The 15101-nt window shown below is 57.3% G+C and carries 11 protein-coding genes and 1 pseudogene; 4 read left to right on the forward strand and 8 right to left on the reverse strand.

All coding sequences use genetic code 11. The annotated features are described in order from the left end of the window. Positions 1 to 159 precede the first annotated feature (159 nt). Positions 160 to 645, forward strand: coding sequence for a glutathione peroxidase (locus ACEN8Q_RS31600; protein ID WP_008002671.1), 486 nt, complete (start codon positions 160 to 162; stop codon positions 643 to 645). Continuing rightward, positions 642 to 1103, forward strand: a complete 462-nt coding sequence (locus ACEN8Q_RS31605) for a MarR family winged helix-turn-helix transcriptional regulator (RefSeq protein WP_085715311.1) — start codon at positions 642 to 644, stop codon at positions 1101 to 1103. The genes ACEN8Q_RS31600 and ACEN8Q_RS31605 overlap by 4 nt, the downstream gene beginning before the upstream one ends. Here the strand turns inward: ACEN8Q_RS31605 and ACEN8Q_RS31610 are convergent. After that, positions 1087 to 3450 carry a response regulator gene (locus ACEN8Q_RS31610; protein ID WP_413428664.1) on the reverse strand — a complete coding sequence of 788 codons (2364 nt, stop codon included), beginning with the start codon at positions 3448 to 3450 and terminating at the stop codon, positions 1087 to 1089. The genes ACEN8Q_RS31605 and ACEN8Q_RS31610 overlap by 17 nt on opposite strands. A 125-nt stretch (positions 3451 to 3575) precedes the next feature. Between ACEN8Q_RS31610 and ACEN8Q_RS31615 the strand changes: the two genes are divergently transcribed. Both ACEN8Q_RS31615 and ACEN8Q_RS31620 read left to right on the forward strand, forming a co-directional pair. After that, positions 3576 to 4466: an ATP-binding protein gene (locus ACEN8Q_RS31615; RefSeq protein WP_008017184.1), complete on the forward strand. Its 891-nt coding sequence runs from the start codon at positions 3576 to 3578 to the stop codon at positions 4464 to 4466. Continuing rightward, positions 4463 to 4945, forward strand: coding sequence for a GAF domain-containing protein (locus tag ACEN8Q_RS31620; protein ID WP_413428666.1), 483 nt, complete (start codon positions 4463 to 4465; stop codon positions 4943 to 4945). Before ACEN8Q_RS31615 ends, ACEN8Q_RS31620 begins: the two co-directional genes overlap by 4 nt. Here ACEN8Q_RS31620 and ACEN8Q_RS31625 read toward each other — a convergent pair whose 3' ends face one another. From ACEN8Q_RS31625 to ACEN8Q_RS31655, 7 genes and pseudogenes are all read right to left on the reverse strand, one after another. Beyond that, the gene (locus ACEN8Q_RS31625) at positions 4946 to 7891 is read right to left on the reverse strand and encodes an HD domain-containing phosphohydrolase (RefSeq protein WP_413704229.1); all 2946 of its coding nucleotides are present in this window, start codon (positions 7889 to 7891) and stop codon (positions 4946 to 4948) included. 49 nt (positions 7892 to 7940) lie between these two features. Then, positions 7941 to 8618: pseudogene (locus ACEN8Q_RS31630) on the reverse strand (response regulator); the annotation flags it as partial. Positions 8619 to 8856: 238 nt separating this feature from the next. After that, a complete protein-coding gene (locus ACEN8Q_RS31635) occupies positions 8857 to 10698 on the reverse strand; it encodes a hypothetical protein (RefSeq protein ID WP_413704230.1) in 1842 nt (613 codons plus the stop codon). After that, positions 10695 to 11621: a TniB family NTP-binding protein gene (locus tag ACEN8Q_RS31640; protein ID WP_413704231.1), complete on the reverse strand. Its 927-nt coding sequence runs from the start codon at positions 11619 to 11621 to the stop codon at positions 10695 to 10697. Before ACEN8Q_RS31640 ends, ACEN8Q_RS31635 begins: the two co-directional genes overlap by 4 nt. A 1-nt stretch (position 11622) precedes the next feature. Further along, the gene (locus tag ACEN8Q_RS31645) at positions 11623 to 13557 is read right to left on the reverse strand and encodes a hypothetical protein (RefSeq protein WP_413704232.1); all 1935 of its coding nucleotides are present in this window, start codon (positions 13555 to 13557) and stop codon (positions 11623 to 11625) included. Then, entirely contained in the window at positions 13554 to 14207 is a 654-nt protein-coding gene (locus ACEN8Q_RS31650; protein WP_413704233.1) for a TnsA endonuclease N-terminal domain-containing protein, read from the reverse strand. The genes ACEN8Q_RS31645 and ACEN8Q_RS31650 overlap by 4 nt, the downstream gene beginning before the upstream one ends. Next, positions 14197 to 15033, reverse strand: a complete 837-nt coding sequence (locus ACEN8Q_RS31655; protein WP_413704234.1) for a hypothetical protein — start codon at positions 15031 to 15033, stop codon at positions 14197 to 14199. Before ACEN8Q_RS31655 ends, ACEN8Q_RS31650 begins: the two co-directional genes overlap by 11 nt. Positions 15034 to 15101: the final 68 nt, after the last annotated feature.

Raw genomic sequence — 15101 nt, forward strand, 5'->3', positions numbered from 1 at the left:
CAACGATACCGCGGGAAGCCTGGTGCCCCGAGTTATTCTTTGGTCCATCGCGAGCAAGCTCGCTCCTACAGTAGTGGATTGGCGTTTGATAATTTAAATTGCACACAATTCAATTGCTCGCTATGTTTGTCTCATCTTCCCGAATCCGGAGCTTTCATCATGAGCGACAACCTGCTGAGCATCCCTTGCACCACCATCAAGGGCGAGCAAAAGACCTTGGCTGATTTCGCTGGTAAGGCCGTATTGGTGGTCAATACCGCCAGTAAATGCGGTTTCACCCCGCAGTACAAAGGCCTCGAGGAGCTGTGGCAGACCTACAAGGACCAGGGCCTGGTGGTGCTCGGCTTTCCCTGCAACCAGTTCGGCAAGCAAGAGCCAGGCAATGAAGGGGCGATCTCCGAATTCTGTGAACTGAACTTCGGTGTCAGCTTCCCGTTGTTCAAAAAGATCGAAGTCAATGGTGCCGGCGCCCATCCTCTGTTCGTGCAGTTGAAAAAGCGCGCACCGGGTGTGCTGGGTTCCCAGGGCATCAAGTGGAACTTCACCAAGTTCCTGATCGGCAAGGACGGGCAACTGGTCAAGCGCTTCGCCCCGGCGACCAAGCCGCAGGACCTGACCCGCGAGATCGAAGCCCTGCTCAAATGAACACCTTGTCAGTCGATTCCCTGAAGCTCGACAGCCAGCTGTGTTTCAAGCTGTACGCGGCTTCCCGTGCGGTCATTCGCGCCTACAAGCCAATGCTCGATCAGTTGGGCCTGACTTACCCCCAGTACCTGGCGATGCTGGTGCTTTGGGAGTGGCAGGAAGCAGCCCCGGAGCAACCGACCGTGAAGGCATTGGGTGAGCGTCTGGCCCTGGATTCCGGCACGCTGACACCGTTGCTCAAGCGCCTCGAACAACTGCAACTGGTGCAGCGCCAGCGTTCGGCGCGCGATGAGCGTGAGGTGCATCTGAGCCTGTCGCCGGCCGGCATGGCCTTGCGCGATCAGGTCGGGCCACTCAAGGCGCGTCTATTGTGCGACAGCGGGGTCGATCTGAATCGTCTCAACGAGTTGCGCGATGGTCTCGATCACCTGTTGGGACAGATTAAAGCGCTGTCGTAGCGGGAACCCACAAGTCCAGCAGGGCGGCCAGTTCTTCTCGCCGAAAGGGTTTGGCCAGGTAGTCGCTCATGCCCGCGGCACGACAGCGTTCGCGCTCCTCGGACATGGCGTTGGCCGTCAGGGCGACGATGGGCAGTTGCGGCCAGCGTCCGCTGCGGCGGATTTGCCGGCTGGCTTCATAGCCGTCCATCACCGGCATGTTGCAATCCATCAGCACCAGGTCGAAATCCCGTAGATCGAGTTGATCCAGGGCCTCAGCACCATGAGCCGCGGTGGTGACCTCGCAGCCAAGTTTGCCGAGCATGCCCTTGGCCACCAGTTGGTTGACCGGATTATCTTCCACCAGCAGTACGCGCCCGCGGCGTTGCGGGCATTGCGTGTCGAGTCGGGCATTGTTGATCGGGTGGGTTTCCGGCTGCAGGATCCGCCGCAATGTCTGATACAACATATTGCGAGCCAGGGGGCGTGCCTGTTGTTGCAAGGGGGCGAGGGCGTTGGCCTCTTCGCTGGGCATGAAATTGCCATAAGCGGTGACCAGCAAGATCGGGGCACCAAGGGTGGGGCGCAAACTGAACAGACATTCGGGGCAGTCGGTGATGAGCACGTCGGCTGTCAGGCCAAACAGTGGGTCATCCATGGAGCGCCGTTCATAGTCCAGCCCCCAGCCAGGCAACAGACTGTTGAGCAATTCGCCCAGCCCGCTGCTGGCGGCCGTGATGGCGACGACTTTGCCCTTGAGCGAAAGGGCAGGCATTGCACGGGTATGGCCGGGCAATGGCAAGTCTGCGCAGAACTGGCTGCCAAAACCCGGCTCGGAGCTGATCGTCAGGCGCCCTTGCATGGCTTCGCAAAGGTTGTAGGTCAGCGCCAGGCCCAACCCGGTGCCGCCAAATTGGCGGGTAATACCGGCACCGGCCTGGGTGAAAGGCTGGAAGATCTTGACCTGGGCATCCTGAGGGATGCCGATGCCGGTGTCGCACACTTCGATTCTGACACCGTCCCCGAGCGTCGAAAGGCGCACGTCGACACGCCCGAAACGGGTGAACTTGAGGGCGTTGGACAGCAGATTACTGACAATCTGCCGGACCCGGGTCGGATCACCGAGCACCAGCGCGGGGAAATGCGGGTCGATCAGGCAGGTCAGTTCGACGCTGGGGGCGGCGTTCTGCGACAACAGGTTGGCGGTGTCTTCGATCAGTGAGCCGAGGTCGAAGGGGATGTGTTCGAGTTCGAGTTGACCGGCATCGAACTTCGACAAATCGAGAATATCATTGAGCAATTCCACCAGCACTTTGCCCGAGTCATGGGCGATCGACAGCTGTTGCTGTTGTTCGGCATTCAGCGGCCCGTCGAGGGACAGCGCGATCATCCCGAGCAAGCCATTGAGGGGCGTGCGAATTTCATGGCTCATGTTGGCCAGGAACACCGAGCGGGCTTCGGCCATGTCGAGGGCTGTACTGCGGGCGACCTCCAGTTCCTGGTTGGACTGGCTCAGCCGGTCATTGATCGCCTTGAGTTCAGCGGTGCGGGCCGAGACGATGTTTTCCAGTTGGCCCAGATACTCGGTCAGGCGGTTTTCCGCGTTGCGCCGCTGCTGGATTTCGGTGGCGATGTTCTTGAACTGCTGGCTGGCAACCTTGACCAGCACACCGATCTCATCGTTGGCGTGCCCGGCGGGGCATTCCAGTGATGTCGGTTCGGTACTGCTCGGGTCGCGACCGCTGAGCTCACGGATGACCCGCACCAGTGGTTTGGTCAGCATCACATAGAACAGCGCCAGCAGGATGCCGGACAGCAGCAGGCTGCGGGCGAAGCCGTTGAGCAGGGTCACTTCGGCCCGGCGCAGGAACCGGTCGCCGAAGGCGTAAGTGTCGACGTTCAGCCGCAGCGTACCCAGGGACTCGTTGGGCAAGTTATCCAGGTAAAGTCGGTCTTCGAACTGTCGATTGGCGCCGAACAGGAAGTCGCTGAACATCCGGTAACCGTTTTGCACGCCGGGTCGCTTGACGCTGGCCAGCACGGTGCCGTTGTTGTCGGTCAGTTTCGCGCTGATGATCGCCGGCGAGCGCAGCAGGCCCAGGGTCAGTTCCTTGGCGAGTTCGGCGTCGATGTTGTAGGCGATTCGCGAGGCCGGATTGTGGCTGATTTCCAGCAGCGAAAGGATTTCACGATTGATGGAGGCGTCTTCACTGGCATAATCGATGCCTATTTGCAGCAGGCTGAGCAGCGTGCCCAGAATGAAACCGACCAGCACGGTAAGCCGGGCTTGCTTGAACGACAGCCGGTTGGTGAATTTGATGTCCATGGGGGGGTGAACCACTTCCGTTTCCTTTCGCTGCTCAAGCATAGTCGATCATGCCTGCCTACTGATGTTCTCGCGAGGCCTGTACCGCGGGGGGGCACCCAGTTGTCTGACGCTGTGTTTCGTCGCTGCATCACCATCATTACTGTGAACGTGCCCGAGGAGAAGTCGTGGATTCCCGATTGAATGCTTTTCTTGAACGCGCCGATGCCGTTCTGGCCCGTATCGAGCCGTTGCTGCCGGCACCCCGGCCAGCCATCGACTGGACACAATGCCTGGCCGCGCGCTGGCAGCGAGAGTCGCGCGGTGGTTATCTGATGCCGCTGGAGGTCAGCCTCGACATGCGCCTGTCGGACCTGATCGGCGTCGACCGGCAAGTCGAGCAGCTTGGTCGCAATACCCGACAGTTCCTCGATGGCATGCCCGCCAACCACGCTTTGCTCTGGGGCTCGCGCGGCACCGGCAAGTCGTCGCTGGTGCGCGCCTTGTTGGCCGAGCACGCTCAAGCCGGTTTGCGATTGATCGAGATTGAACGTGATCACCTGGCAGACCTGCCGCGAGTGGTCGAACAGATTGCCAAACTGCCTCAGCGTTTCGTGCTGTTTTGCGATGATCTCTCGTTCGAGTCGGGCGAGGGCGATTACCGGGTGCTCAAAAGCGTCCTTGACGGCTCGCTGGAACAGGCGCCGGACAACGTTTTGCTGTACGCCACGTCCAACCGTCGCCACCTGGTGCCGGAAAAGGAAAGCGACAACGAAAACTGGAAACGGGTCGATGGCGAACTGCATCCCAGCGAGGCGGTGGAAGACAAGATCGCGCTGTCGGACCGCTTCGGTCTGTGGCTGTCGTTCTATCCGTTTACCCAGGAACACTTCCTGAACGTCGTCGAGCACTGGATCGGCCAGTTGGCCGGCAAGGCCGGACTGGCGTGGCAGCGCACGGAAGAACTGGACATTCTGGCGGTACGCTGGGCCACCGGCCGGGGCAATCGCAATGGACGTTGCGCTTATCAATTTGCCCGTTATTGGGTCGGGCTGAAACTGTTGGAGCACAAGGCATGATCGATTTACAAAAGAGCGGCCAGGGCCTCGAAGGCTACGGCATGCTGCACGCGCAACTGGAGTCCTTGCTGGCGGACGAGCGGGATTTCATCGCCAATGCCGCACAGTTCTCGGCGTTTCTGTTCAATCAGCTCGATGACCTGAACTGGGCCGGTTTTTACCTCAACCGCAATGAGGAATTGGTGCTGGGCCCGTTTCAGGGGCAGATCGCTTGCGTGCGGATTGCGTTCGGGCGCGGTGTTTGCGGGACAGCGGCAGCCACCTTGCAGACTCAGTTGGTTGAGGATGTGCATGCGTTCCCCGGTCACATCGCCTGCGACAGCGCCTCGAACAGCGAACTGGTGGTGCCGTTGGTCAAGGACGGCCGGTTGATCGGCGTGCTTGATCTGGACAGTCCGAAACTGGCGCGTTTCACCGCACAGGACCAGGCCGGAATCGAACAGCTGGCGGCGATTTTCCTGCGCCTGACCGACTGCTGATCAAGACGCCAGGCCTGCCTTGGCCAGCAGGGCCGGCGCGTCCACTGCATCGATCTGCTCAGGGGCGAGGAAGCGCCTGGCGTACTGCAAATGGATCTGTGCCTTGATGAACAGCCCGAACAGCTCCGGGTCGATGTGGGCATCACGGCACATGATTGCCATGATGCCCAGCGCCTCGCTCAAGGTCTTGGCTTTTTTGTAGGGGCGGTCGGCGGCAGTCAACGCTTCGAAGATATCGGCAATTGCCATCATCCGCGCCGGCAGGCTCATTTCTTCTCGCTTCAAGCGTTTCGGATAACCACTGCCGTCCATTTTTTCGTGATGCCCGCCGGCTATTTCCGCGACGCTGCGCAAGTGCCCGGGGAATGGCAGGTGGTTGAGCATCAGGATCGTCTGAACGATGTGGTGATTGATGACATAACGCTCCTCGCTCGTCAGGGTGCCCCGGACAATGCTCAGGTTGTACAGCTCACCCCGGTTGTATTTGTGGAGCGGGACGTCGAGTTTGAAGCCCAGGGGATTATCTTGCGGTATCACTTCGTTTTCGCCGCGTTCGAACAGGTGCTCGGGTTTGTCCGCCAGTAACGGTTCGCTGACGGGCAGGGTGGGGGCGGGCGTTCGGGCCTGACGCCGGTTTTCTTCCCAGGACACGCCCAGCCGGTCATCCAGGGTCCGGGTCCAGGTGCGTTCAGCCAGGCGGCGCAGGCGTTGCAGATCAGCGTCGGCCATGGCTTCGCCACCGAGATTGCAGCGGGCAACGAAGGCGAAATCATCATCCAGCCCGGCCAGGCTGGCATTGCGCAGTTCTGCCAGCGATTGTTCGTCACCGCCCAGGGCAATGGCCTGCCAGTAGCTGATCCAGACATCGCGCTTGAGTACCTCGAAGCGGGTACGGATTTCGTGGATGCGATCGGTCAGGGTTTCCAGCTTCGTGGCTTTGTCTACGACGTATTCCGGCGTGGTGACCTTGCCGCAATCGTGCAGCCAGGCGGCGATGTGCAGTGCCTCCCATTCATCGTCGGTCGGCTGATAGGCGCTGAAGGCGGGTTCCTGGCTGGCTGCCGCCGCCCGGGCAAGCATCAGGGTCAGTTCCGGCACGCGCTGGCAATGGCCGCCGGTATAGGGGCTTTTGGCGTCGATGGCACCGGCCAGCAGTTGAATGAAGGCGTCCAGCAGCTGTTTTTGCCGGGCTTGCAGGCGCTGGCTTTCGATGCACACGGCAGCTGCGCCGGACACTGCCTGGAGAAACGCAATGCGGTCCGGCCGCAGTTTGTCCAGATCGCTCTGATCGCCGCTGTCGGCCAATAGCAACACCAGCAGGCCCACGGTTTCGTTGTGACGATTGTGCAGGCGGATTCCGATCAGATGGACCCGAGGACTTTTCAGTGCGAGCAGGATTTTCTGCAGATCACCCGCCTGCTCGAAACCCAGATTGCTGACGACATTGTCGACGTTTGCCAATTGGTGCAGCCATGGGGGGCTTTGTGCGTTATCGAGCGAGTGTCCGCGGATGTCGAAGGATTGCAGGTTTTCGGCGGCGTTATTGATGACCAGCCCGTGGGGTTTCATGTGCTGGCCATCACCTTCGCGCAGATAGATCAGGCCGGCCTGGGCCTGGCCGATTTTCACGGTTTCAAACAACACCCGCTCCAGCAGCGGGGCGAAACGGGTTTCGGCACTGAGGCTGTCTGTGATCTGGAAGAAGCTCGCCAGTGTGTCTTTCATCCGTGCCATCGACACACTCAGTTGGTCGACTTCGAGCACCAGCGAGCGACGGGAAAGCGGAAAATTGAAATCGAAACTGCGAATCGCATCGGACTCCTGCACCAGGGCGCGCAAGGGTTTGACCAGGACTCTTGATGTCAGCCAGCCCAGCGGCACGCATAACAGCAGCGTTGCCAGGGTAATGAGCGCGCCTTGCCAGCGCATCCGGTAAGCGTCGACAAGCAACTCGTCTTCCGGTACCAGCAGAGCCAGTTGCAGGCCTTGGGGGCCACCTTCCTGCATGCTGCTGCGGGCCACGATCCACTGCCGGCCATTGGCGTTCAGGCGACTGCCTTGAGGGGGGGTGTTGAGCAACGCACCCAGGCCGGGGCTCAGATCCGCCGCCTTGATCAGGCGGGACGTCTGATCATCGATGATCAGTCTGCGGCTGTCAGGGTAGGCAATGGCATTGCCTTGGGCATCGAACAGCACGATTTCGGTATTGGGGGTCACGACGTGCTTGGCCAGAGTTGCGCTGAGTTCGGCCAGGGTCAGGTCAGCGGCCATGATTGCCTTGTCGCCATTGCGTCGCGCCAGCGTCGTGCCAATGTTGTGGGTGGAAAAAAAGATATAGGGTTCGGTCGTGATCTGGTCGTTTTCGTTGCGCGCGCTGATAAACCAGGCGCGATTGCGCGGGTCATACGTGTCGTTCAGGTTTTCCAGACGGGCTGCAAGTGCCAGGTTCCGGTCGAAAAACAAGGACTGGGAATGGGCCTGGCCACTGCTGTTGTGCTCGATGCTCCAGACCTGGTAAGCCGCCGTGTCCGGAGCCCCGACCAGGGCTTTGACCTCTGGGGTGCGCAGCGGGCGGACCATGAAAAAGTCTCCATTGTCGTAGCCCAGGTACAGCGAAGCCAGATTGGGGTTGTCCTCGAGTGACTGGCTGAACGGTCCGAGCAGTGCCAGGCGTTGTGCCAGATCAGGGGACTGGCCTGCCGGATTGAGTGCCAGCAGGCTCAACAGATGACGAATGGGTTCATAGGTTGCGTGCAGGTCCAGGCGGACATCCTGCTCAATGCGATTGAACAGTTTTTCACTGCTGGACAGTATGATCTGTGTGGTTTGCTGATAGTTGAACAGACCCAGCACCACCCCGGTCAGCAGCAACAAAAAGGTGAACATCACGCTGATATGGACATGCAGTGGAAACCGGCGTGGATCCGTGCGCAGTGGGTCAGGCATTACGGGTTTCTCCATGATGGTCAACACCCTGCCGAGGGTCCAAGCATAGTTAAGGCTCTGTCACTTTGCCTTCGTCGTACTCCTCGATCTGACGTAGTAACGCGTCCTCCAGCTCCAGCATGGTGCGCTCCATGGATTTGCAGCATTCAGCCAATGTTCCGCGATCGAAACCCCCATGGCAGGCTGCTTCGAGTGCCTCGCAGCGGTCGATCAGGCGGGAGGCCTGCACTATCCGGGCTGCGCCTTTGATTTTGTGGGCAATGTCCTGCAGCGCCTGCGTATCCCCGAAACTGGATAGCGATAGCAGCGTTTGCAGATCCTGGCGGTTGCTGCTCACCAGTTCGTTCAGCAATCGCCGGTTCAACATCGGGTTTCCCCCGGTCAGCAGTTTCAATCCGTGCAGGCTGAACGCCGGGACTGCATGGGTGGGTTCAATGCCCTGCAACCATTGACTCAAGGCGCCGAGGCTGAGGGGTTTGAACAGGCAGTCGTTCATTCCGGCCTGTTTGCAGCGTTGCACTTCTTCCGGCTGGGCGTTGGCGGTAAAGCCGAGAATAGTGCAGGGAGGACGATGGTTTTGTCGTTCATGCTGGCGAATGGCACGGGCCAGCTCGTAACCGTTCATGACCGGCATGTTGCAATCGGCGATCACCAGATCAAACGGTTGGTCTTTCCATGCCTCCAGTCCTTCCTGGCCATCGGCCGCGACGGAAAATCGATGTCCAAGCGGCGGAGTTCAATAAAAATGAAAACTCACTAAAGAATAATCAATGAGTTATCGTTGATAGGTCATTAAATATGGAACGAAAAATCGTAAAAAATGGAACTCATTGGGTAATAGTTCAATAGTTTTGAACAGTATGTCTTTGCGACGGGCATATCGGATGGAAGGAATGATTAGGTGGAGGGTAAATAGCTGGGCAAGTCTATTGCAATTATCACGCAAACGCTTTTAACCTGGACGGTTAAATCTCGATAAGAATTTGTGTGCGTCCTGTAGAGGTTTTGAGGAGCGTGTGCTTTAGCTTTCCTTGATTTACTAGTTGGATAATGACTGAGTCTGAAATGCACAAAAACCTGCTGGCGTCTATACGCGACATATATTTTTTTAAGTGAGCGTCCATAAATTTTATGTCTTCCGTCGCTATAAATCTAACTTTTTTGCAAATGTCAATTTTTTGCACGAGGTTAGTCTTTATAAAGCGGGTGTTGAGCATGGGCACGTTTGTGTTGAGCAATTTGGATGCGGCTTTGAGAGTGATGTGGGTGGATAACCATTGATGCAAGGCGAGCCGCTGAAAGGGCAGAAGCTCTTTTGGGGTATTACATCCACAATATAATCTAAGAATAGAGTTTAACACCATCACGCTGAGGCCGAACTGTTGGGCGAGAGTCCTGACCTCTTCAATGGCTGGCGAACGTTCACTTTTTCCTCGTCTCACTTGCTTCAGTTGCTCTCGCATCCGAGCGAAATCCACACTGCTTCTCAGATAAATTGCTGCTTCATACCTATTGCGATCGCAGGCGGGGATCAGGCCCAGTTGGCTGGCGATTCTATTTAACGTCCTTCCGGAGATACCGAGCGAATCGGCGATTTCGCTGTAAAATACAAATCGAGTCTTAAACTCTTGCACCGAGGTGTAAGGAATAAAGGTCACATGATTACCTGAGACCGCGTTGGGGAAAAAGCCGCGTTTCACGGCGTGCTGCATTGACATCTGCGTGGTGTGAAGTAGAAAGGCTGCTTCGTTTAATGAGCAATATTCTTTTTGCTGCGAGGCGTTGTGCTGACGGCTCAGCTCAAGTCCGGCCTTAATTACTGTACACAGATTGGGATGGCTGTAGCCAATTGTATTTGTAACCGGGAAAGGGCTTCCTGTTATTGACATTTCGTTAATAAATAATCGGGTGGTAAGAGTGCTCGCGTGGATTGCATGCCGTAATTGAGAAAACGTGAGCTTGATCGCCGCGCAACAGTGCTGTTTATCACATGGGCCGGAAGCTTGATGATTTTTTTGCAGATAGTCGATGGCGAACCCTCGCAGTGTTGGGTCCTTGACCGTTAACCAAATGGACTCAAACACACTTAGCGGAAGCTGCCGGTTGCTGCTCAAGTCCACTTGTAAGGCTGTCTGTATTTGTGCGTGAAGTTCCTGGGTTGAAGTACTTTCGATCAGATAGGGGGCAGCCAAATTTATTTTTTGTGCTTCCGTGTATAGATAATCGTTGATGAACTGGCTAGCGTTCTGAACAGCAAAGATCGAGGGAAGGACGATCGAGTGTCTGTGGCGGTATGGGAGTACCTCAGCATCCGCCAGGTTGAATCCACATTTACAGGTAAAACCGCAGATTTTTTTCCACTGATTGATGTGGCCGCAATTCGGGCAAACTGACGTCAGCAACACATTGTGCGCTGGGCAAAAGTCAAAAAAAGTAAAATCTTGCGGAACCCGTGAATAGCCCAACTTGAGGCACAGGGGACATGAGAGAAACTGGCCTCTTAACGACCCTGTGAAAACATCTTGGTTGTTCACTATGATATGGAAGCCGTGCAAATGTTGGCTTGCCGGATGTTCGAAGAAAACTTGCCGTAAAGCATTGGCCAGGCACGGCGCTTCATTGCACAAAAGGTTGCACAGCGGATGATCCCGAAGTCGAATATCTCGTGGATAAGAAGACTGAGAAATACCCAATGCCAAACACATGTCCCACACGTCCCGATAACCGTTGCATTTCGCGGTGCGTATGAGAACGCTCGTCGGACTTTCCATGTAAAAAGGGCGTGCGACAAACGACAGCGCGTTCATTGGCCGAGCGCCTTCATGATCTCTTGAGTGCTGATTAAAAAGGGATTTTGTTCTTTTTTAATTCGATCGGGCAGGTGCAGCCTCTTGATACCTTCTGCAAAATCCTCGATGGTCAGCCTTCCATCGCCTCTTATCAACGCTCGCTTGAATGCAGCATGCAAGAGGCGACGGATTCCTCGCATATTTCCTCCACTTCCCATGTACAGGGCGGCTGACATATGTAGATCTCCCAGAAAAAGATCGGAATGGAGTTGTCCCAGTTTTTCGATTTCTGCTGCAAACAAACCGAGGATGGTTCTGAATTCGGATTGAGGGTCCGCGCTGTAAATCAAGTTCGATAGTTCGATCCGGTACGGATATCGCTGTGATACTTGTTTCTGCGGATCGATGATGCCCGCGTCGAAGGGTTCTCCGGAGAGTAAAAAGGTGATTCCACTCTCATTGAGCATGTATTTTATCCAACCGCAGGTTTCTTTTTTGGTTATAGCGGCCCCTTTGTTGGCGAAGTTCTGAAACTCATCCAAAATGACCAATCGCGTTTGACGGCATTCCAGAGCGGTCAGAATCTGTCGTTCGGCGGATGTTCCTTTGTTGATCGTAGATATCTTCAGTTTTTCCAGAATGGCTCCCGCGACCGATTTGATGGTCGGGCGGGCGGGTAACTCCAAGTATAAGCAGGGCAAGCTCTTAATAAGCAGCCCGTCGGCTTTTAACAGGGACGCCGGCCTCCCCATGAGTTGCTCCAAACGTTTGCAGATGCTGGATTTACCGGTTCCGCTTTCCCCCATCATTATCGGGCAGGAGGGGTCTTCGCACTCCTCGGTCGTCTCGATACTGGCCAGCACCGTATCAATCGCATTCTGGTACTGAGAATGCAGAATTGTGTATTTACTGAAGGTTTTTAACGTGGCTGTGATGTCCACTTCAGTGATCCTCGAGGTACACCGCTTTTAGGCCTGCCCCGCTGGGCGGCGCGCTGGGCTTGGGTGCTGGCGGTTCGAGTGAGCGGGCCCGGCTCGCTTTCCCCGTTTTTTTTGCGGCTTTGGTCGCGGCTTTGCGGCGTTCTCGTGCCTGGCGTTTTTTCCGCATGAAGAATTCCTTCTCGATCTCCTTGATGTTCTGGCGAATGCGAACCAGGGCTAAACAACCTTGGTCGGCGGAGAATTTTTTTTCCTCAGCAACGATCGCTTCCATCACCAGGCGGTGCTCGTAGAGACTCAAGCCATTCTGATAGTGGGGATCGCGGGCGTCGGCGGGCACTAACGGTTCGGGGCGGTCCGGGTGGTGCACCCAGACCTGCCCCAAGTCCGCGATGTCGTACAAGAGGACTGCCTTCTGCCCCGGTTTCAGCTCATGCGCGAGCTCCGCCAAACCCGGGCCGCTCCATTGCAAGCGGTCGAAGCCGACGATGCCGTGATGGATCCTGCAGTGTTTTGTCGACCGCAGCGCTGCATTCAGCGCCTTTTCTGAATATTTGATCGGCGGCAGTTGCTGGGCCATGGCTTTGGCCCAGCGGGCATTCGGCGACAGTTTTGTCCGTCCGCGAGTGAGCGGGTGGGTGTGGTAGACATTTTCCAGCCAGTCTGCAAAGGCATCCTGCAGTTGTTCAATGGTCAGGCAGGCGTGCGCCGCCGAATCATACTGGCCACACTGCTCAGGATTGGAAAACGTGGTGCCTGGCAGGCTATGGAAAAAAGTGTTGGCCGTGTTAAAAAAAGCTTCGATGTGGGGACGGGCGTCGGGCGCACCGGGCGGTGGTAAATCCAGTTCAATGCCCAAGGTGTGGGTCGCCGTTTTGACATTGATGTTGTTGTTTTCGATTCCGCGATCGCCGCTGAGTTTTACCAGCTTGCCGCGCTCCAATTCTTCGCCTGGCACGTCTTGCAGGGACATGCGCAAAGTTTTCAGGGTTTTTCCCGCGCAGGGCGGCATCAGGGACAGATCATGGCCGAGGATTTTGCCACTCTTCAGTTCAATCATCGCCTGCAAGTGCGCCACCTTACCCAACGGATCGCCGTGGTCATCAACGAGCATGAGGTCGCAGGGCGATTGACAGTCAATTTCGCCCTGCTCCAATAAGTACTGGGGTTCCTGCCAGGCCGGCCCGAACTTGTTGTTTTGCTCGGCCGCTTTGCCGCTCAAGCGCAGCTTGTCCGTTCGATAGTGACACTGGCGTTTGATGGTTCGGCGCACGGTGGAGAGAGAGGGTATGGACAACAAGCTCGAATGAGTGCTGCTGCGAACGATGTTGTCGTTGAGGATGGCACCTTTGATTAGCTGGAAGACCAGCGCGATACTCCTTTGCTGCCCAGTGTGGTACCCATCCTCCCTATCCTCGATCACTTGCAGCATAAGGCTGCGCACGGCTTCCGGAGTTTGTTTGCCACGTGGAAGGTCACTTTTCTGTTTGAGTAATGACCACGGTGACCAGTTGCCTTGTTTGCTTAACGCCGTCCATCGCCACGCGGTGGTGTAACTGGGGCCCTTGCTTTCCCCGCGTTCGGTCGCGAGTGCTTTCAACTTTTCGACGCAGGCCGCGCGGGGTAATGCCCCCTGGAAGGCGTTCCGTAACCCCATGACGTAGTAGTACTTACGTTGAGCGTCTTTCACGTCGGCTTCGTTTGAGGCCACAAACCGTGCCGCGGCGGACTGTTCGATCGGCGGGCACTCGGCCAGCACGATTTGTTTTTTCAGTTGCAAGGCCTGCAGATCTTCCGGCGTGAGAAAGCACGTGCGCTTGCCTTGGGTGTCCCGAAATGAAACGAGTTCGCGGGTGACATTGATGACCTCATACAGCCGACCATCGTCCATCCGGTAGCGTCCGCCGACGCCAGGTGGCGGCACGCTCAGCGTCTTCACACTGCCCTCTGCTGAATCAGCGAGCACCGGTTCAGCGGCTGGTTCAGGTCGGTGCTCAGCTCACCCCGAAATAACCAGTGGTAGACAGCCCGCAGGCTCGGTGGGTAAGCACTGCTGAGCAATTCACCCAGGGTGAAACAGTGTTGGTAGTGGGACAGGAAATCGACGAGGTAGGCCTGCTCCCGGTCGTTAACGCCAAACCCTTGAAAGTACAGGTATCGCAGGTTGGCGAAGATAGGCGACATAAGTTGCCGTTTGTCCGCGCGGCGCCACTCGATCTGCCAGGCTTCACACTGCCCCACGAAGCTCTCGAGTTTGAACCGGGTGGGTTCCTTTAACTGCCGAAAGTCCGATTTGACCTCGGTGAAATGATTGGCCGCTTGCGCGTGCTGCACAAAAAAGTCGGGGGTGTAACGCATGGGCCCACGTTCCGTTTCCCAGGTGAAGGTGTAGGGCTGCGGGTAATAGGCAATCACATCGTGGTCCCATTCCAGCCACACGCAGTACGCCGCCTCCACCGAGCCTTCGCACAGCACGACCTTGTGGTTTTTCAGCGACGGGAAACAGATCATGTAGTAACCCCGCCGTTTGCGACGAATGTCGCGCACGGGCGCACGATCACCGGCCAGCCACGCCTGTTCATTCCACATCGTCCACCTCTGCGTCCGGCGTCGAGATCAGTTGGCGATCAGCCATTGCCCGCCGCCACTCTGCACGCTCAACGGCGCCGCGATCGGCCATTCGCGCCAGGCCGACGACCGGCTGATCAGGTTGGGTCAGATGTAGCGTGATGAAGGCCGAAGTGGATTTCTTGAGGCGGCGGCCGCCAGGGGCGATGGGCGCGGTCTGGCTGCGGCGCTCCGACAGCGAGTGCTTTTCGCTCTGCTTGCCGCGCGCAATTCCACCGAAGTCCGGACACAGTCTCGACGCCTGCGCGTAGATTTTATGCAGGATCAGGGATTGCTCCCGGGTCACAGCAGCAGGGGGCTGAAAGTACCAGACCTCATCCAGGATGATCGAGCGCATGGGCGCCCTAGCGGGGTAGCCCGGACGGGTTGAGCGCGCAAGGAGCTGCTGCAGTTGTTTGGCGCAACGGCACGGATGGTGCACTGCGCCGTTGCTCCGAGATTCATCGTTCGGCGCGTCGCACGGGCTCACCGATGGCCGTCGGGTCGTCTGTTTCGACAGATCCGCCGCTTCGACTCGGCGTTCAGGGGCGTCCCCTTGAGCCCAATCCGGCAGGTACTGCCGGTAGCGAGGGTCCATTGGACACCCGCGTTTTAGGGGCGAGAGCCTGAGGATGATCAGGTCCTGCTGCGCGATCATCTGCAGCACTTCGGCTCGGTTGAATGACAAGCAGTATCCGTCCAGCACGTCCTGCAGGCGCACGCAGGTCGGGCTGTAGTCAGCCAGCCGGTACAGCCTGCCGCCGACGCTAAACACCGTCGGCTCGTGGCGAACTCTTAACGTGCTCATAGCATGTCTCCTTTGAATTGCAGAGCGGGTCGGTCCGGGGAGGGTGGCCTGCCCGCGTCAACGGGGCG

This window comes from Pseudomonas sp. Pseusp16 (assembly GCF_047324915.1).
GTDB classification, from domain to species: domain Bacteria; phylum Pseudomonadota; class Gammaproteobacteria; order Pseudomonadales; family Pseudomonadaceae; genus Aquipseudomonas; species Aquipseudomonas fluorescens_CD.

Coding starts and splice junctions, on each gene's coding strand:
- ACEN8Q_RS31600 (WP_008002671.1), top strand. CDS start 160: ATGAGCGACAACCTGCTGAGCATCCCTTGCACCACCATCAAGGGCGAG.
- ACEN8Q_RS31605 (WP_085715311.1), top strand. CDS start 642: ATGAACACCTTGTCAGTCGATTCCCTGAAGCTCGACAGCCAGCTGTGT.
- ACEN8Q_RS31610 (WP_413428664.1), bottom strand. CDS start 3,450: ATGCTTGAGCAGCGAAAGGAAACGGAAGTGGTTCACCCCCCCATGGAC.
- ACEN8Q_RS31620 (WP_413428666.1), top strand. CDS start 4,463: ATGATCGATTTACAAAAGAGCGGCCAGGGCCTCGAAGGCTACGGCATG.
- ACEN8Q_RS31625 (WP_413704229.1), bottom strand. CDS start 7,891: ATGCCTGACCCACTGCGCACGGATCCACGCCGGTTTCCACTGCATGTC.
- ACEN8Q_RS31635 (WP_413704230.1), bottom strand. CDS start 10,698: ATGAACGCGCTGTCGTTTGTCGCACGCCCTTTTTACATGGAAAGTCCG.
- ACEN8Q_RS31650 (WP_413704233.1), bottom strand. CDS start 14,207: ATGTGGAATGAACAGGCGTGGCTGGCCGGTGATCGTGCGCCCGTGCGC.
- ACEN8Q_RS31655 (WP_413704234.1), bottom strand. CDS start 15,033: ATGAGCACGTTAAGAGTTCGCCACGAGCCGACGGTGTTTAGCGTCGGC.